Source organism: Erythrobacter sp. JB1-15 (assembly GCF_057365035.1).
On the sequence record NZ_CP200295.1, the window covers coordinates 2537105 to 2555478 of the forward strand.

Consider the following 18374-nt stretch of genomic DNA (forward strand, 5'->3'; position numbering starts at 1 on the left):
GGCGCGCTATTGAAACGCGCAAAGGGGATTTGCCCAATGACCGATCCAATCTCGTCCGCCTGGGAAGCACTACGCAATCTCAAACCCGCCACTTTGGCCGATCTGTTCGCCGCCGATGAGGGGCGCGCGCGGAAGCTGAGCCACCGGATTGAGGGGTCTTGCGGCGAATTGGGCGAGGTGGGGATCCTCGTTGATTTTTCCAAAACGCACCTGGACGAAGCCGCGCTTGATGCGTTTGAGGCCATGGCACAGGCGTGCGATTTTGACGGTATGCGAAAAGCGCTGTTCACAGGCGGGATCGTTAATCCGACAGAAGGCCGCTCAGCCAGCCACGCCGCCTTGCGCGGGACAGGGCCAGAGGCGGAAGTTGAAGAGGCTGCCGCGCTGGTCGATCGGATGGGCATTCTGGTCAAAGCCATCCACGAAGGGGCTTTTGGCGAGGTAAAGCACCTTATCCATATCGGGATCGGCGGATCGGCGCTTGGCCCGGCTTTGGCGGTGGACGCGCTGACACGCGATCTGGCGCTGGTGGATTGCCATATTGTTTCGAACATTGATGGGCTTGCGCTGGAACAGGCCTTTGCCAAATGCGATCCGGCGACGACGATGATTGCGGTCGCTTCCAAAACCTTCACCACCACCGAAACCATGACCAATGCCGCCAGCGCGCTGAAATGGCTGGCAGACAATGGCGTGGATGATCCGGGCGGGCGTGTGATCGCGCTGACGGCAAACCCCGAAGGCGCGGTGGAATGGGGCGTTGATGAAACGCGCATCCTGCCTTTCCCTGAAAGCGTGGGCGGGAGATATTCGCTGTGGTCCTCGATCGGCTTTCCGGTTGCCTTGGGCGCGGGGATGGACGATTTTCGTGCAATGCTGGCGGGTGCGAAAGTCATTGATGAGCATTTCCGCGACACCAGTGGACGCGGTAACCTGCCCTTGTTGGCGGCATTTGCAGACCAATATTACACCCGCCTGCGCGGATGCCAAAGCCGCGCGGTGTTTGCTTATGACGAACGGCTGACGCTGTTTCCCGATTACCTCCAGCAATTGGAAATGGAATCGAATGGCAAAAGCGTGATGCATTCAGGCGAGCCGGTGCCCGCACCCACTGCGCCTGTCACATGGGGCGGGGTGGGGACCGATGCGCAGCACGCGGTGTTCCAATTGCTGCACCAAGGAACAGTGCTGATCCCGGTGGACTTCATCGCCAGCATTGCGCCGGGCGATATGCTCGATCCTGCGCATCACAAGGCTTTGCTGATGAATTGTCTGGCGCAAGGCGCGGCGCTGATGGCGGGCAAACCCTCCGGTGACGCTGCGCGTGCTTATTCGGGCGACAGGCCATCTACGATGTTCCTTGTCGATGATCTGGATGCAGCGACGCTTGGCGCGCTCATTGCGTTTCATGAACACCGGACCTTTGCCAATGCAGTGCTCATGCAGATCAATCCATTCGATCAATTCGGCGTCGAGCTGGGCAAAGCCATCGCCAAGCAATTGGATGCAGGCGAAGGCAGCTTTGACCCAAGCACAGCGGCGCTGATGGAAGCGGCTGGATTAAGTTGAGGCAAATTCACTCTTACCTTTATTTAACAATTCACTGAGCGGCAAAGTTCAGGTCAAATTCAACTGCAGCGTTGTAGAGACGCCACAGTTTGCTGCCAATGCGCGCGTTAAGCATTGCGGACCGGAAACCGGGGTAAGTTTATGCGCCCCGCGAAATGTTTGCAGAATCCGGCAGATATGGTAAATTTACGCGATTGCGACAGATAATTACGCGCTATCGGTGTTGCATATCGCCATGTTGCGCTGCAGCGCAGTGTTTGAGTCCAATTTGCACTGTGCCGATTTGTGCGTATGGTGCGCGCCTTAAGTTCTTGTTCACCCCGTTTATTTTGAGGTCGCATGTCCAACCGTTTCGGATCGCTTTCGCTTGCAGCAGTGGCTCTTTTTTCGGTGGCATCCACTGCCGCAGCCCAGCCTTCGGCCCAGCCGTCGACGCAGCCTGAAATTGCGCTCGAAGTGGTTGAGCTTGAAGAGTTTCAGGGCGGAGCAGATTTTCAGGCGAGTGAGCGCGCTGTTATTGCCAACCTGCTGCAATCCATCGGGGCGCAGAGCCCGGCCAACCCGACCGAATACCGCTTGCAATTCGTTGATGTCGGACAGTTTGCGGGCGGGGCAGCCTATCAAGAAGCGCAGCGGCAATTTGTCGTGAGCCTGCTTGCCGCTGACATCGCCCCCACTGCTTTGCAGCCTGCGGGCGATGCATCGAAACCGCGGCTTGTTTCCTTTGATGGTGATAAAAGGTTCCTTGATGTCTCTCGCCGCTTGCGAGTTTGGCGTCCGGCGGTGGAATTTCAGATCACTGTCGATGCGCAGGGCAAGGCCACGTCTTGCGAACTTACCGAGAAATTCCGGCGTGCTTACGTCAATCAGAAACTGTGCGAAGTCTTGAGCAAACACCACCATTTTGAACCAGCCCGCGATGCGAGCACTGATCAGCCGGTCGAAGGGCAATACACATCGCGGCTTGTCTACCTCGACATGCGCGAAAAACAGGGCAAGTAAGCGTCTGAAAGGGAGGCTTCGAGGTTCGGCACATGGCCATCCACGCTTGCACAAAATTCGGAGCCGGATTTATTGGTTTGGCAGCGTTTTTGGCCTTTCCAGCGCAGGCTGAAACCAATCAGTCATCACCGCCGCGTTTGATTGCGTTTGATGGCATTAATCAACTCGCAGCAGAAGCATCGCGTGTGGGAATGCTGTCGCAGGTTTTGCATTACACTTTGACGGTTGATGCTGCGGGTAAGCCCACGGATTGCGCGATCAGCCGCGAATTTCGGCGCAAATATATCAAGATTGCGCTGTGCAGGCCGCTGCTTAAACATCATACATTTGAACCCGCGCGCAATGATGCTGGCAACCCGGTGGAGGGGCAATATTCTGCCTCAATCGATTTCAGGATGTTTTTCCATCCCGGTGGCGGGTCCAATGCTCGCGATTTGTGAGAATGCCGCAGGGTTTTAAGCTAAACCTTTGACATTTCGCATCCAAGCGCCCATCTGCACGCCAATCGAAACGCATTTGTCTGCGTGAAGCGGCGGCCATAAAGATTGGCCTGCCCCGGCATCGTTTCGTTCGGAACCCCTTTTAGACTTCCCTTTTCACGCGGGCGGTTTTGACCCCCGCGACGCCGCGCCGATGATGCGCGCGCGCCCGATATCTTGTGAGTAAATAATGACAACATTTGACCAGCTTGGTCTGTCCCAGCCCGTTTTGAGCGCGCTGGACCTTAAAGGCTATTCAGAGCCTACCCCCATCCAAACCCAGGCGATCCCGCCCGTTCTTGAAGGACGCGATCTGCTCGGCATTGCGCAGACCGGCACTGGCAAGACGGCGGCATTTATGCTGCCCAGCATCGACCGGCTGCGAGAAGCGGATAACCGCATCCCGTTTAAAAGCTGCCGGATGCTGGTGCTTGCCCCAACGCGCGAATTGGCCACTCAAATCGCCACCAGCGCCAAGGATTATGGCGCGATGGCGGGTCTTAAAGTGCAGTCGATTGTCGGCGGCACATCGGTGAACAAGGACCGCAACAAGCTGCACCGGGGCACTGATATTCTGGTGGCGACGCCGGGACGGCTGCTCGATCTGATCGATCAAAAGGCGTTCAATTTGTCCGGCGTCGAAGTGCTGGTGCTGGATGAAGCGGATCAGATGCTTGATCTCGGCTTTATCCATGCCTTGCGCAAAATCAGCCAATTGGTACCCAAAGAACGCCAGACGCTGTTTTTCAGCGCGACCATGCCCAAGCAGATCAAGGAATTGGTCAGCGGGTTTTGCCACAATCCGGTGCGCGTTTCGGTTACGCCGGAATCGAGCACGGCAGAACGGGTTGAGCAATATCTGTTCATGGTGCAGCAGAACGAAAAGCAATCGCTGCTCGATATGATCCTGTCGCGCCGCCACAAAGTGCCCGGCGAACAGGAACGGGTGCTTATCTTCACCCGCACAAAGCACGGCGCAGACCGCGTGGTGAAAAAGCTGCGCCAGTCGGGCATCAAATCCGAAGCCATTCACGGCAACAAATCGCAAGGTCAAAGACAGCGTGCGCTCGATGAATTTCGCTCCGGCAAATGCCTGATTTTGGTGGCGACCGATGTGGCTGCACGCGGGATTGATATTCCGGGTGTTTCGCACGTTATCAATTATGAGCTTCCCAATGTACCCGAACAATATGTCCACCGCATTGGCCGCACCGCGCGCGCCGGGCGTGATGGGATTGCGATTGCCTTTTGTGCAGAGGATGAACGCGCCTATCTGAAGGATATCCAGAAAGTCACCGATGCGCAGATGGAACGGCTTGATCTGCCGGAGAATTTCCGCGCTGTTGTCGAAGGGGTGGGGCCGACAAAGCCTGCACCGCGCGGGGCGACGCGGGTATCGAAAAAACGGATCAAACCGCGTGCCTCGGGCCAATCAGGTGGCGGCCATTCCGGCGGCGGTAAATCTTCCTCCAAACCCAAGGCAAAGCATCCTTCGCGCAAAGGCAGACCGCAATCGGGCTCTGATGGCCGGAATGATCGCGCGGGCGGGGGCGAAGGGCGCGCAGGCGCGCCGCCACGCAGACGCCGTAACCGGCGGCCGGGCGGTGGTTCGGGCGGCGGTTCTGGCGGCAATTCGGGCGGCGGGCAGCGGCGCGGCGGCGCCTAAGATTGGGGCCTTCAATCGTGCTGTAAGCTAAAGCCATATTAACCCTATTGCGCGTAGGAGCCTTGTGAGCAGTAATCCCGCCTTACAAGGAGCCCGCGACCCGCCATGTTCAGAACCGAAACGACGCTGGTGATCGGCGCGGGCGCGAACCGCGAAATTGAAATGCCCGATGGGCCGGAACTGCTCGACAGGATCGCGGCGGGCTATGATTTTGATCGGCTTGGCTCGGATGTGCAAAGTCGCGATCTGGTTAACCTTGCGCACATTTTCGAAAGCATCGCTCCGCGCTTTGATACGAGCGCGGATGAGCTGATGAAAGCTGCTCGCAAAATTCGCGCTGCGGCGTTTATCACCCCGTCGATTGAATCGATTATGGAGCAATTGTCCGATGATCCGTTGGTCGGCATCGCGGGTAAAGTCGGGATTGTTTACTACACGCTTCAGGCGGAATCGAAGTCCACCTTGGCGCGCGAGCCGCGCAATGCGGGCGAAATGCCTTTGCGCGGTACGGAAAACTGGCTGTTTAAGCTGGCTCAGATGATCGTGACAGGCGCGCCGCGGCGTGAGGCGGAGAACTGCTTTTACAAATTGTCGATCATCGCTTTCACCTATGACCGCGCAATCGAAAACTATCTGCCATGGGTGGTCGCCATCGCGTTCGGCATGGACATTGATGAAGCGCGCGCACTGGTCGATCTGCATGTCAGGATCGTGCATCCCTTTGGCACAGCCGGGCAATTGCCGTGGCAACAGGATGACAAGCCAATTGCCGATTGGGGGCAGGTGGAACCGGACGATTATGCCGATCTTACCAGAGGCATCTTCACCTATGGCAAGCGCAGCGCCAATCGCCAGTTTTCCAGCTATATGAAAGCGGAAATGGAGCAGGGCAAACGCCTCGCCATGCTGGGATTTGATTTTGACCCGCTCAAACTCGCGATGATCTTTGGCGCGCCGATGGATCACGATCCCGAAGTGCTGGTATCCTTTGCCGGCACGGTCGAGGAACAACGCGCCGCCATCGCCCGCCTGATGAAGCGCAAGACCGGGATCACCAGCGATGATCTGTTCACCCATCATGATGGCGGTTCGTATGAATTGCTGCGTGATAATGCGCCGCTGCTGGAAAGCTAAGCTTTCACAGGCAAAAGCAATGTGACCGGCCAAGGCGCTTGGCAAGATAGCTGGCGCGCTCCATATCGCCCCTGACATTCAACAGGAGCGATCCCCGCTATGCCCGATACGCAATATGATTTTGATCTTTTCACCATCGGCATAGGGTCCGGCGGTGTCCGGGCCAGCCGCATCGCCGCAGCGCACGGCGCACGGGTTGCCGCGGCAGAGGAATACCGCGTGGGCGGCACCTGTGTGATCCGCGGCTGCGTGCCCAAAAAGATGCTCGTATACGGTGCGCATTTTGCCGAAGATTTGGAAGATGCAAAACAATTCGGCTGGAACATTGAAGGCAAAAGCTTTGATTGGGTGCGGCTGCGCGATCATGTTCAAAAGGACATCGACCGGCTCGAAGGGCTATACGGTGAAACGCTCGACAACAACAATGTCACCGTTTTTCGCGAACGAGCGGTGATCAGCGGCGATCATGAGATTACTTTGGCCAGCGGCAAGGTGGTCACCGCAAAATACATACTGGTCGCAACAGGTGCCACACCGCACAAACCTGATTTTCCCGGCAATGAGCACACAATCACGTCCAACGAGGCGTTTCATCTCGATGCAATACCGGATCGCGTTTTGATCGCGGGCGGCGGCTATATCGCCAATGAATTTGCCGGAATTTTCAACGAATTTGGAAGCAAAGTGACAATTGCCAACCGGTCTGATGTCATCCTTCGCGGCTATGACGAAACGCTGCGTGACCGGCTGCTTCAGATCAGTTTGGTGAAGGGGATCGAATTTTGCTTCAACGTCGAATTTGAATGGGTCGAAAAACAGGAGGATGGCTCTCTTCTGGTCAAGATGACCGGCCACGACCCGCGCGAGTTTGACCAGGTGATGATTGCCACCGGGCGCGTCCCCAATACGGGCGGGCTGGGGCTTGAAACGGTTGGCGTGGAGCTGGGCAAAAAGGGTGAGATCAAAGTTGATGCCTACAGCCAGACCAATGTCGATTACATCTATGCCGTCGGCGATGTGACCGACAGAGTGCAGCTGACCCCTGTCGCCATCCGCGAAGGACAGGCTTTTGCCGATAGCGTCTTTGGCAAAGGAGAGCCCTATGCGGTCGACCATTCCTGCATTCCCAGCGCAGTTTTCAGCCATCCCCCAATTGCTTCGGTTGGCCTAACCGAAGGCGAGGCGCGCAACACATTTGGCAATATCGCTGTCTACCAATCCGATTTCCGTCCGATGAAAAATGTGGTGGCAGGCCGCAATGAACGCGGGCTCTACAAGATGGTCACCAATGCTGCGGATGGAAAGATCTTGGGCGTGCATATGATCGGGCCTGAATCGCCAGAGATTATGCAGGCCGCTGCCGTCGCCGTGAAAGCGGGGCTGACCAAAGCGGATTTTGATGCGACCACTGCAATTCATCCGACAATGGCCGAAGAATTGGTGCTGCTGAAATAGCCGCTGGGCGGCGAATCTCGCAAACCCATCACTTTTGCATGATTGACCCCGGGCGGAGGCTGCGGCAACGGTTTGCAGCCAATCAGATAACCATCAGGGGAAGCCGCTTGTCCGCCAATATCGCTGAAATGGAACGCCGCCGGGACGCTGCAAAGCTGGGAGGGGGCGAAAAACGCATTGCCGCACAGCACGCGAAAGGCAAACTGACTGCGCGTGAACGGCTGGAGGTTTTGCTGGACGAAGGCAGCTTTGAAGAGGTCGACACTTATGTCGAACATGACTGCGTCGATTTCGGCATGGAAACACAAAAGATACCGGGCGACGGCGTCGTCACCGGATCGGGCACGATCAATGGCCGGCTCGTTTATGTGTTCTCTCAGGACTTCACCGTGTTTGGGGGCTCTTTGTCCAAACGCCATGCGGAGAAAATCTGTAAAGTGATGGAAACGGCGATGAAAGTCGGCGCGCCCGTTATCGGCCTTAACGATTCTGGCGGGGCGCGTATTCAGGAAGGCGTGGCATCGCTGGGCGGATATGCTGAGGTGTTTCAGAAAAATGTGCTCGCCAGCGGCGTCGTCCCGCAGATCAGCCTCATCATGGGACCATGCGCGGGTGGGGCGGTGTATTCGCCTGCCATGACGGACTTCATCTTTATGGTGAAGGATTCCAGCTATATGTTCGTCACCGGCCCGGATGTGGTGAAAACGGTCACCAACGAAGTTGTTACGCAGGAAGAGCTGGGCGGGGCGGTCACCCATTCGACCAAAACCTCGGTCGCTGATTGCGCCTTTGAAAACGACATCGAAACGCTGATGGCGACGCGCGAGTTCTTCAATTATCTGCCCCTGTCGAACCGCGAAACCGCGCCCGAGCTGCCCACCAATGATCCGTGGGACCGCGAGGACAAAAGCCTCGACACGCTGATCCCGGACAATGCCAACCAGCCTTATGATATGCATGAGGTGATTGCGAAGACCTTGGACGAAGGCGAGTTTTTCGAAATTCAACCGGGCCATGCCGCGAACATCATCTGCGGTTTTGGCCGCGTTGAAGGGCGCACAGTGGGCGTAGTCGCGAACCAGCCTATGGTGCTTGCCGGAGTGCTCGATATCAATTCATCAAAGAAAGCGGCGCGCTTTGTGCGGTTTTGCGATGCGTTTGAGATCCCGATTGTGACGTTTGTCGATGTCCCCGGCTTCCTACCCGGCACCGCGCAGGAATTGGGCGGCATCATCAAACACGGCGCGAAACTGCTCTTCGCATATGCCGAGGCGACCGTGCCCAAGATCACCGTCATTACCCGCAAGGCCTATGGCGGCGCGTATGATGTGATGGCGAGTAAGCACCTGCGCGGAGACTTAAACTACGCCTGGCCGACGGCTGAAATTGCGGTGATGGGCGCAAAAGGCGCGGTGGAGATTATTTTCAGGCAAGACCGCGGCGATGCAGAAAAGATCGCCGAGAAAACCAAGGAATATGAGGACCGCTTTGCCAATCCGTTTGTGGCAGCGCAGCGGGGATATATCGACGAGGTGATCCACCCGCACTCAACGAGGCGGCGGATTGCTCTGGGGCTACGGAAGCTGCGGACGAAGCAGCTCGAGAACCCTTGGAAGAAGCACGACAATATTCCGTTGTGAGTGAGTTTCCATCAACCGAGGCATGGCAACTAGCCCTTTTTACCGCGATTTTCGGTGGGGCAACCCTCCACCACGTTTGGACTAGAAGGTATGCAAAGCTAAGCCGTTCAAATGGCCTCCAGCTTGCTAGAAAAGAGACAAGCCCATCGGAATATTGGTTTTGCACTCTCCTTTATGGGTTGATGTCGATATTCGGGGCTCTTTTGATCATCTTTAGATTGGTGCAATCATGAAACTTGGCCGCTCCAATCGTCATTGCGACCCCGGTCTAGAGCCGGGCGAAGCAATCCAGAGCGGTTTGCAATACGCTCTGGATTGCCGCGTCGCTTCGCTCCTCGCAATGACGAGTTCTTTCGATGGCAACTTCGCCTTCGGCTCCTCGCAATGACGGTTGAGAAGCTTCCTGGCGTCTACATCATGGCCATTGCGCGCAATGGGACGCTTTACACTGGCGTCACATCGGATGTGCCGAAACGAGTGTGGCGACACCGGCAGGGCTCGGTTGATGGCTTCTCCGAGAAATACCGCTGCAAGTCGCTCGTTTGGTTTGAACGCCAAGACACAATGGAAAGCGCCATCCAGCGTGAAAAACAGATCAAAGCTGGCAATCGGAAAGCGGAATTGAAATTGATCGAAGCCGAAAACCCAACTTGGCGCGATCTGTTTGAGGATATTGCGCAATGACGATGAGGATCAAATGAAACTAGGCCGCCTAAATCACATCGGCATCGTTGTGCCCGACATAGACGCAGCGCTCGTGCATTGGCGCAATGTCATGGGTGCGACCAGCTTTGAAGAAGCGCATGTCCCGCAAGATGGCCTCAACATTATGTTTGTGAACACGCCGACCGATTCCGGCATGGACGGGACGCAAATGGAGCTGATTCAGCCATTGAATGACCAGACAGCGGTCAGCGGTTTCCTCGCCAAGAACCCATCCGGTGGGCAGCATCACCTCTGCTTCGAAGTGCCCGATATTGATGCCGCACGCGCGGAGTTTGAAGCACAAGGCAAACGCGTCCTTGGCCCCAACCGTATTGGCGCGCATGGGACACCTATCTTTTTCGTGCATCCCAAGGATATGCAGGGCATGCTTACCGAGATCATGGAAACGCCCAAGGGCGATCACTAAAGCACCACATTGAGAGCCGTTCGGGCTGAGCTTGTCGAAGTCCCGCACTTTTCTTAATCCCCGCGCCAGAAGGAAGAACGGCCCTTCGACAGGCTCAGGGAGAACGGGAAGGATTACCACCATGTCAGAATACGAAACCATCAAGGTTGAAACCGAAGGCCCGCTCAAGATCATCACCCTCAACCGTCCTGATCGGCTGAATGCGATGCCGCCGCAAATGGCCGATGAGATTGGCGAGGCGTTTTACGATCTTGGCGATGCGCGCGCCGTGCTTATCACGGGCGAGGGCAAGGGGTTTTGCTCTGGTGCGGATCTTGCTGCACGCGGAGAAGCTTCAGCGCTCACCAGCAAAGGCGGCAGTCACAAGGCTCTCCAAAATCACTACAATCCCGCCATTAGCCAGGTTCTGCGTGCCGAAGTGCCGGTGATCTGCGCAGTCAACGGCCCGGCGGCGGGCGTTGGGTGCAGCCTTGCGCTCGCGGCGGATTTCACGATCGCTTCGGAAAAAGCCTATTTCCTCCAGGCGTTCGTCAATATCGGCCTGGTGCCCGATGGCGGATCGACATGGCTGCTTGCCCGCGCCATTGGCCGCGCGCGCGCCACGCAAATGATGATGCTGGGCGAGAAAATCGGTGCGCAGCAGGCTGAGGATTGGGGCCTTATCTACAAGGCGGTTGACGCAGGCAGCCTGATGGATGAAGCGCGAGCCTTGGGCGAAAAGCTCGCCAATGGGCCGACGCTTGCGCTCAAAACGATGAAGAAGCAGCTGAACGTCGCGCTCGACAGCAGCGTGCAGGAAGTGTTCGTCACCGAAGCAGAAGGCCAGCGCATAGCGGGCGCAAGCGCTGATGCGATGGAAGGCGGCATGGCTTTCCTGCAAAAACGTAAGGCTGAATTTAAGGGGCAATAAGTCCGGACAACTTTCGTCCTTGTGTCTTTGTGCTAATGGCTTTTTGATGACCGATACGAATAACTCTCCGCCGACTCCTGCTGATTGGAAAGCTCTTGCCGACAAGGAAGCGAAAGGCCGCGATCTTTCGACGCAAACGCCCGAAGGCTTTACGGTAAAGCCGCTTTATACGGGCGAAGATCACGCTGGTTTTGACCCCGGCTTGCCCGGTTTTGCGCCGTTTACGCGCGGGGTAAAGGCGAGCATGTATGCAGGCCGCCCGTGGACGATCCGGCAATATGCGGGTTTTTCAACGGCGGAAGAATCGAACGCTTTTTACCGCCGCAATCTGGCGGCAGGTCAAAAAGGGCTCAGCGTCGCGTTCGATCTGGCGACGCATCGCGGTTATGACAGCGATCATGAACGCGTAACCGGCGACGTTGGTAAAGCGGGCGTCGCGATTGATACGGTTGCGGATATGGAGATCCTGTTCGATCAGATCCCGCTTGATACCATGTCGGTTTCGATGACCATGAACGGCGCAGTGATCCCGGTTCTGGCGTTCTACATTGTTGCAGGCGAGCGGCAGGGTGTGTCGGCAGAAAAGCTCTCCGGCACGATCCAGAACGATATCTTAAAAGAGTTCATGGTCCGCAACACCTATATCTATCCGCCCGAGCCCAGCATGCGGATTATCTCAGACATTATCGCATATACATCCGCCAACATGCCGAAATTCAACAGTATTTCAATCAGCGGCTATCACATGCACGAAGCGGGCGCAACGGCTGTGCAAGAGCTCGCTTTCACCATTGCGGACGGCAAGGAATATGTTGAGCGGGCCTGCGCGACGGGGCTTGATATCGATGCGTTTGCAGGGCGATTGAGCTTCTTTTTCGGTATTGGCATGAACTTCTTTATGGAGATTGCCAAACTGCGTGCAGCGCGGACTTTATGGTATCGCACGATGGATGGGCTGGGCGCGCAAAAGGAACGCTCCAAAATGCTGCGGACGCATTGCCAGACTTCGGGCGTGAGCTTGCAAGAGCAAGACCCTTACAACAACGTCATCCGAACCACGGTTGAGGCGATGGCGGCGACCCTTGGCGGCACGCAGTCGCTGCACACCAACGCTCTGGATGAGGCCATTGCGCTTCCCACCGATTTTTCCGCCCGCATCGCGCGCAACACGCAATTGGTACTGCAAGAGGAAAGCGGGATCACGCAGGTCGTCGATCCGCTCGGCGGTTCGCATTATATCGAGGCACTGACCGCGACCTTGGTTGAAGAAGCCGAGGCAATGATGGCCGAAGTTGATGCAGCAGGCGGGATGACAGCCTATGTTGCGACCGGAGCACCCAAGGCGGCGATTGAGCGGGCTGCTGCAGAGAAGCAGACCGGCATCGACAAAGGCGAGACGGTTATTGTCGGCGTCAACAAATACAAGTTGGCAGAGCAAGAGCAGATCGAAACGCTCGATATTGACAATGCCGCTGTGCGCAAGGGCCAGATCAAGCGGTTGGCGCAGGTGCGCGAAGGCCGCGACGAGGCCGCTTGCCGTGAGGCTTTGGAGGCCTTGACTGCGGGCTGCTCTGATGGCGGCAATGTGCTCGAACTGGCAGTGGCAGCCGCGCGCCATGATGCAACCCTGGGCGAGATATCCTCTGCGATGGAAGAGGTGTTTGGCCGCCATGATGCAACGCCAAAGCCGGTCTCGGGCGTTTACAAGACCGCCTACGAATTCGATCAGCGATGGGCGCAGGTCACGGACGGCGTGGCGGCGGTGGAGCGGCGATTGGGCCGCAAACCGCGGATTATGGTCGCGAAAATGGGTCAGGACGGTCATGATCGCGGCGCGAATGTCATCGCGAGCGCCTTTGCGGATATGGGATTTGAAGTCGTCTCAGGCCCGCTGTTCCAAACCCCGCCAGAGGCGTGTGCGATGGCGCTGGAGAAAGACGTTGATGTGGTGGGCGCATCCAGCCTTGCCGCCGGTCACAAGACGCTGATCCCTGAACTCATCCGTTTGCTCAAAGAAGCAGGGCGCGCGGATATCAAAGTCACCGCAGGCGGCGTGATCCCGCCGCAGGATTACGACTTCTTGCGCGAAGCAGGCGTGCAGGGGATTTATGGGCCGGGGTCGAATGTTGTGGAATGTGCGGCGGATATCCTGACGTTGCTGGGGCACAATATGCCGCCTTGGGATAGCGTGATTGATGAGGCGGCGGAGTGAAACGATTCCGCGTTATAGCTACGGCCATCCTGACCTTTTTGTTCTTTGCAGTCGGCTATGCCGTTGAGTTCTTGAACACCTTTCTTGCGGTGTTATTGGAATTGCCAGGTCCATACACAGATGGCCCATTCGCTTGGGTTTGGTTCGCTCTAAACCTAGCAATCGTCGCCGGTATTTCATTCTTTTTTTGCCGCTGGCTTTTTAGAGGGATCGAGAAGATCGCAAGCACAAAGAGTACCTTTGAATGACCCAAATCCGCACCGACTGGACCCGCGAAGAGATCGCGGACCTCTTCAACCTCCCTTTCACAGAAGTGCTATTTCAGGCCGCTAGCGTCCACCGCGAAAACCATCCGCCTGATCAAGTGCAACTGTGCACTCTGCTCAGCATCAAAACCGGCGGCTGCCCCGAAGATTGCGGCTATTGCTCGCAAAGCGTGAAAGCGGACAGCGGGGTTGAGGCGACCAAGCTGATGGATGTGCAGGCCGTTCTGCAACGCGCGGCTGAGGCCAAGGATGCGGGCTCGCAAAGGTTCTGCATGGGCGCTGCGTGGCGCAATCCCAAAGACCGCGATATGCCTGCGATTGTCGAGATCGTTAAAGGCGTATCGGGCATGGGGCTTGAGACTTGCATGACGCTGGGCATGCTGGAGCCGCACCAGGCCGAGCAGCTCGCCGAAGCGGGCCTCGATTATTACAATCACAATATCGACAGCAGCCCGGAATATTATGAGCGGGTGATTTCAACGCGCGATTTCCAATGCCGCCTCGATACGCTCGATCATGTGCGCGGTGCTGGCATCAATGTGTGCAGTGGCGGGATCGTCGGCATGGGCGAAACGCGCGAGGACAGGGTCGGCTTTGTCCACACTCTGGCGACTTTGCCCGAACATCCTGAAAGCGTGCCGGTGAACGCTTTGGTGCCGGTGAAAGGCACGGTGCTGGGCGATATGCTGGCCGATACCCCGCTTGCGAAGATCGACGATATTGAATTTGTGCGAACCATTGCGGTGGCTCGCATTACGATGCCGATGAGTATGGTTCGCTTGTCCGCCGGGCGCGAAAGCATGTCTGAGGCGACGCAAGCCTTGGCTTTTCTTGCAGGCGCAAACTCGATCTTTACCGGCGACAAATTGCTAACCGCGCCCAATGCAGGCGATGACAGCGATGGAGCGCTGTTTGCGAAGCTTGGCCTCACAGCGCTGCAAGGCGAAGAACCAGCGAGAGCGTGCAAAGTGAGCGAGCCGGCCGAGTGATGGCGGGGTCATAGCGCCGCCGACCAACAAATTTGACCTAAGGAACAGCCATGACCGATCTGCCGCCCGAAACCCGCCCGGAAACGCTTAGCGTGCATGCAGGGTGCGCGCCTGATCCCACCACCAATGCGCGCATCACACCGATTTATCAGACCAGCTCATATGTGTTCGACAGCCCCGAACATGCAGCCAATCTGTTCTCGCTGTCCGAGTTCGGCAATATCTACAGCCGGATCATGAACCCCACCAATGATGCGCTGGAAAAGAAGGTCTCAGCTTTGGAAGGCGGCGTGGGCGCGCTTGGCTGCGCATCGGGCCATGCGGCGCAGCTCCTCGCGTTTCACACCTTGATGGAAGCGGGCTGCAACATTGTCGCGGCCAAGAAATTATATGGCGGATCACTCAACCAGCTGGGCGAGGCGATCACAAAATTCGGTTGGGAAGCCCGCTTCGTCGATACCGACAATCTCGATGAAGTGCGCGCTGCGATGGATGACAAGACGCGCCTTGTCTTTATTGAAAGCCTCGCCAATCCTGGCGGTGTGGTAAGCGACATTTCTGCCATTGCCGAGGTCGCGCATGAAGGCGGCGTGCCGCTGATGGTGGACAACACCATGGCATCGCCCGCTTTGTGCCGTCCCATCGAACACGGCGCAGATATTGTTGTGCATTCGACCACCAAGTTCCTGAACGGCCATGGCAATGCAATTGGCGGCGTGCTGGTTGATAGCGGTAAGTTTGACTGGAAAGCGCATGGCGACAAATACCCCTCGCTGACCCAGCCAAATGGTTCGTATCACGGCGCGGTGCTGGTCGATGCTTTGGAGCCTATTGGACCGATCGCATTCATCATTGGCTGCCGTGTATTGGGCATGCGCGATCTTGGGCCTGCGATGGCTCCGATGAATGCGTTTTTGGCGCTGACGGGGATGGAGACATTGCATCTTCGCATGGAGCGGCATTGTGCAAACGCGCAGGCATTGGCCGAATGGCTGACGCAGCAGCCGCAGGTCGCATGGGTGAATTATGCAGGCCTGCCCGACAATCCCTATCATGAACGCGCGCACAAATATCTTGGCGGCAAAGGCGGGGCGGTGTTCACCTTTGGGCTTGAAGGCGGATATGAGGCTGGCAAAAAGCTGGTCTCAAGCGTGAAATTGTTCAGCCACTTGGCCAATATCGGCGATACACGCTCGCTGATTATCCACCCGGCATCAACCACGCATTCGCAATTGTCAGCCGATGAGCTGGAAGCGGCTGGCGCTGGCCCTGATGTGGTTCGCATTTCTGTCGGGATTGAGCATATTGACGATATTAAAGCCGATCTTGAAGCCGGCTTTGCACAATTGGCTTAGGAGACGATGATGATCGCTGAATTGCTGTTGATGCTCATACAGCCTGCCGATGTGTATTTGCCCGAGTGCAATCAGGAAGCAGCGGATCGCGGTATTCAGCAGGAAATGAACATATGTGCGCACCGCGATTATCTGGTCGCCGATGCTGAATTGAACAAGCAATGGAAAATCGTTCGGGCCCTGATGAAGGCGCGCGATAAATCGTGGCAGGAAAACACTTCGCCAGATAGCGATGAGCGAATGGGCTGGGATGAAAGTCTTCTGAAATCCCAGCGAGCATGGTTGCATTTTCGCGATGCGCATTGCCGGGTCGAAGGGTATTCGGCGCGCGGGGGGAGCTTGGAGCCGCTTTTGGTATCCACTTGCAAAACCGCTCTCACCGAGGCGCGGACAGCGCAGCTGAAAGAACTGGCAGACGGTCCCGCTTGAATGCACCCAATTCCGATAGGTTGCGCGCGGTGCACGCACGCGCCATAGCCATGTGCGAACACCAAATGTGATGGAGATCACGACTTTGTTTTCCAAGATCCTGATTGCCAATCGCGGCGAGATTGCATGCCGCGTGATCCAGACTGCGCAGAAAATGGGGATCGCAACTGTCGCGGTCTATTCTGATGCTGACAAGCAAGCGCCATTTGTGCGTATGGCGGATGAGGCGGTTCATATCGGTCCCGCTCCGGCGGCGGAAAGCTATTTGATCCCGGAAAAAATTATCGCGGCGTGCAAGGAAACCGGTGCAGAGGCCGTACATCCCGGATACGGTTTCTTGTCTGAACGCGCGAGTTTTGTTGAAGCTTTGGCGGCTGAGAACATCGCCTTTATCGGCCCGCCAGCAGGCGCGATTGCGGCAATGGGCGATAAGATTGAATCCAAGAAGCTTGCGATGGAAGCGGGCGTCAATGTCGTTCCCGGACATATCGGCGAAATCCGCGACACAGAACATGCTGTCGAGATTGCAAACGGGATCACTTACCCGGTGATGATGAAAGCGTCCGCTGGCGGCGGGGGCAAAGGGATGCGTCTTGCCTGGTCTGAAAAAGACGTACGCGAAGGGTTTGAGGCGACCAAACGTGAAGGGCTAAACTCGTTCGGCGATGACCGCGTGTTTATCGAGAAATTCATCGAAAACCCGCGTCATATCGAAATTCAGATCTTGGGCGATAAGCACGGCAATATCGTGTATCTGAACGAGCGTGAATGCTCGATCCAGCGGCGGCACCAAAAGGTTGTCGAAGAAGCGCCTTCGCCCTTTGTTACACCCAAAATGCGCAAAGCCATGGGCGAACAATGCGTCGCTTTGTCGCGGGCGGTGGACTATCATTCTGCCGGCACCGTTGAGCTGATCGTCAGCGGGGCAGACCCAACGGGTGAGAGTTTCTACTTCCTTGAAATGAACACGCGTTTGCAGGTTGAACACCCTGTGACCGAGGCCATCACCGGGGTTGATCTGGTTGAACAAATGATCCGTATTGCAGCGGGGGAAGAACTGTCGATCACGCAGGATGATATCGGCATTGATGGCTGGTCGATCGAAAACCGCGTTTATGCCGAAGACCCCTATCGCGGCTTTCTTCCATCAACCGGCCGTCTTGTTCGCTATCAGCCACCAATCGCTGGCTGGGGCGAAGATGAGATGGTCGGCGGCAAAGCGCGCCGCGGGACTGCGCACGGATCAGGCAGCATCCGTGTGGATGATGGCGTGTTCGAAGGCGGCGAAGTGTCGATGTTCTACGACCCCATGATCGCCAAGCTTATCACCTGGGCACCCACGCGGGAGGAAGCGGCAGATTTGCAGATTGAGGCGCTCGACCGGTTCCAGATCAAGGGGCTTGGCCACAATGTCGATTTCCTCAGCGCAATCATGCAGCACGAAAGGTTCCGTTCGGGCGAGTTGACCACCGGCTTTATCGCCGAGGAATATCCCGATGGCTTTACCGGCGCGCCTGCCGATGATGCGCATCTGCGGCAATTGGCGGCGCTTTTTGCTGGCGCTGAATTCGATCATCAGGTCCGCTCGCGCCGCATTTCTGGCCAGCTTAGCGATCCTGGCAATCCGCCATCGCGCTGGATGGTGACGATTGCGCAGCGAAAATTTGACGTGCTGCTCGAAGAAGGCGGCGCGAATGTCGATGGCCACACTTTGCGCGGCACATGGGATTGGCGCGTGGGTGAGCAACTCGCCAATGTGACGGGCGACAAGGATATGGCTGTTCAGGTCGAAAGGATCGGTGTTCGCTGGCGGATGACAACGAGGGGCGCCTCGCATGAGGCATTGGTGCTGCCCGCAGATGTGGCTCCGCTGACCCAGCACATGATTGAAAAGATCCCTCCGGATCTGTCCAAAATGCTGATCTGCCCCATGCCCGGAATGCTGGTGAAACTGCATGTGGCAGAAGGCGAAGAAGTGCAGCCGGGTCAGCCGCTTGCCACAGTAGAAGCGATGAAGATGGAGAACATCTTACGCGCCGAAAAAGAGGGCGTGATCGCCAAACTCAACGCCGAAGAGGGCGAGAGCCTGGCAGTGGATGCGGTGATTTTGGAGCTGGAGTGAGCGGCGTTTATAGG

General features: G+C 56.9%; 16 protein-coding genes. All 16 read left to right on the forward strand.

What is annotated here, in order from left to right; all coding sequences use genetic code 11:
- The first annotated feature begins 36 nt into the window (after positions 1 to 36).
- The 16 genes from pgi (at position 37) to AC0V6L_RS12335 (ending at position 18360) form a co-directional block, all read left to right on the forward strand.
- Positions 37 to 1569, forward strand: a complete 1533-nt coding sequence (gene pgi / locus AC0V6L_RS12260; protein ID WP_486154493.1) for a glucose-6-phosphate isomerase — start codon at positions 37 to 39, stop codon at positions 1567 to 1569.
- Between the two features lie 339 nt (positions 1570 to 1908).
- Positions 1909 to 2571: a hypothetical protein gene (locus AC0V6L_RS12265; protein ID WP_486154494.1), complete on the forward strand. Its 663-nt coding sequence runs from the start codon at positions 1909 to 1911 to the stop codon at positions 2569 to 2571.
- 32 nt (positions 2572 to 2603) lie between these two features.
- Entirely contained in the window at positions 2604 to 3011 is a 408-nt protein-coding gene (locus AC0V6L_RS12270) for a hypothetical protein (RefSeq protein WP_486154495.1), read from the forward strand.
- A gap of 229 nt (positions 3012 to 3240) precedes the next feature.
- A complete protein-coding gene (locus tag AC0V6L_RS12275) occupies positions 3241 to 4716 on the forward strand; it encodes a DEAD/DEAH box helicase (RefSeq protein WP_486154496.1) in 1476 nt (491 codons plus the stop codon).
- A gap of 105 nt (positions 4717 to 4821) precedes the next feature.
- Entirely contained in the window at positions 4822 to 5850 is a 1029-nt protein-coding gene (locus AC0V6L_RS12280) for a hypothetical protein (RefSeq protein WP_486154497.1), read from the forward strand.
- Between the two features lie 99 nt (positions 5851 to 5949).
- Positions 5950 to 7305: a glutathione-disulfide reductase gene (gorA, locus tag AC0V6L_RS12285; protein WP_486154498.1), complete on the forward strand. Its 1356-nt coding sequence runs from the start codon at positions 5950 to 5952 to the stop codon at positions 7303 to 7305.
- 107 nt (positions 7306 to 7412) lie between these two features.
- Positions 7413 to 8945: an acyl-CoA carboxylase subunit beta gene (locus AC0V6L_RS12290; protein ID WP_486154499.1), complete on the forward strand. Its 1533-nt coding sequence runs from the start codon at positions 7413 to 7415 to the stop codon at positions 8943 to 8945.
- Positions 8946 to 9329: 384 nt separating this feature from the next.
- A complete protein-coding gene (locus tag AC0V6L_RS12295; RefSeq protein ID WP_486154500.1) occupies positions 9330 to 9629 on the forward strand; it encodes a GIY-YIG nuclease family protein in 300 nt (99 codons plus the stop codon).
- Positions 9630 to 9642: 13 nt separating this feature from the next.
- Positions 9643 to 10077 carry a methylmalonyl-CoA epimerase gene (gene mce, locus AC0V6L_RS12300; protein WP_486154501.1) on the forward strand — a complete coding sequence of 145 codons (435 nt, stop codon included), beginning with the start codon at positions 9643 to 9645 and terminating at the stop codon, positions 10075 to 10077.
- Positions 10078 to 10198: 121 nt separating this feature from the next.
- The gene (locus AC0V6L_RS12305; RefSeq protein ID WP_486154502.1) at positions 10199 to 10987 is read left to right on the forward strand and encodes an enoyl-CoA hydratase-related protein; all 789 of its coding nucleotides are present in this window, start codon (positions 10199 to 10201) and stop codon (positions 10985 to 10987) included.
- A gap of 46 nt (positions 10988 to 11033) precedes the next feature.
- The gene (gene scpA / locus AC0V6L_RS12310) at positions 11034 to 13199 is read left to right on the forward strand and encodes a methylmalonyl-CoA mutase (protein ID WP_486154503.1); all 2166 of its coding nucleotides are present in this window, start codon (positions 11034 to 11036) and stop codon (positions 13197 to 13199) included.
- Positions 13196 to 13447 (forward strand): hypothetical protein, encoded by a 252-nt coding sequence (locus AC0V6L_RS12315; RefSeq protein ID WP_486154504.1) that lies wholly within the window; start codon positions 13196 to 13198, stop codon positions 13445 to 13447. The genes scpA and AC0V6L_RS12315 overlap by 4 nt, the downstream gene beginning before the upstream one ends.
- Positions 13444 to 14454, forward strand: coding sequence for a biotin synthase BioB (gene bioB / locus AC0V6L_RS12320; RefSeq protein WP_486154505.1), 1011 nt, complete (start codon positions 13444 to 13446; stop codon positions 14452 to 14454). The genes AC0V6L_RS12315 and bioB overlap by 4 nt, the downstream gene beginning before the upstream one ends.
- Before the next feature lie 50 nt (positions 14455 to 14504).
- The gene (locus tag AC0V6L_RS12325; RefSeq protein ID WP_486154506.1) at positions 14505 to 15809 is read left to right on the forward strand and encodes an O-acetylhomoserine aminocarboxypropyltransferase; all 1305 of its coding nucleotides are present in this window, start codon (positions 14505 to 14507) and stop codon (positions 15807 to 15809) included.
- A gap of 6 nt (positions 15810 to 15815) precedes the next feature.
- The gene (locus AC0V6L_RS12330) at positions 15816 to 16238 is read left to right on the forward strand and encodes a lysozyme inhibitor LprI family protein (protein WP_486154507.1); all 423 of its coding nucleotides are present in this window, start codon (positions 15816 to 15818) and stop codon (positions 16236 to 16238) included.
- Positions 16239 to 16323: 85 nt separating this feature from the next.
- Entirely contained in the window at positions 16324 to 18360 is a 2037-nt protein-coding gene (locus AC0V6L_RS12335; RefSeq protein ID WP_486155136.1) for an ATP-binding protein, read from the forward strand.
- Positions 18361 to 18374 lie beyond the last annotated feature (14 nt).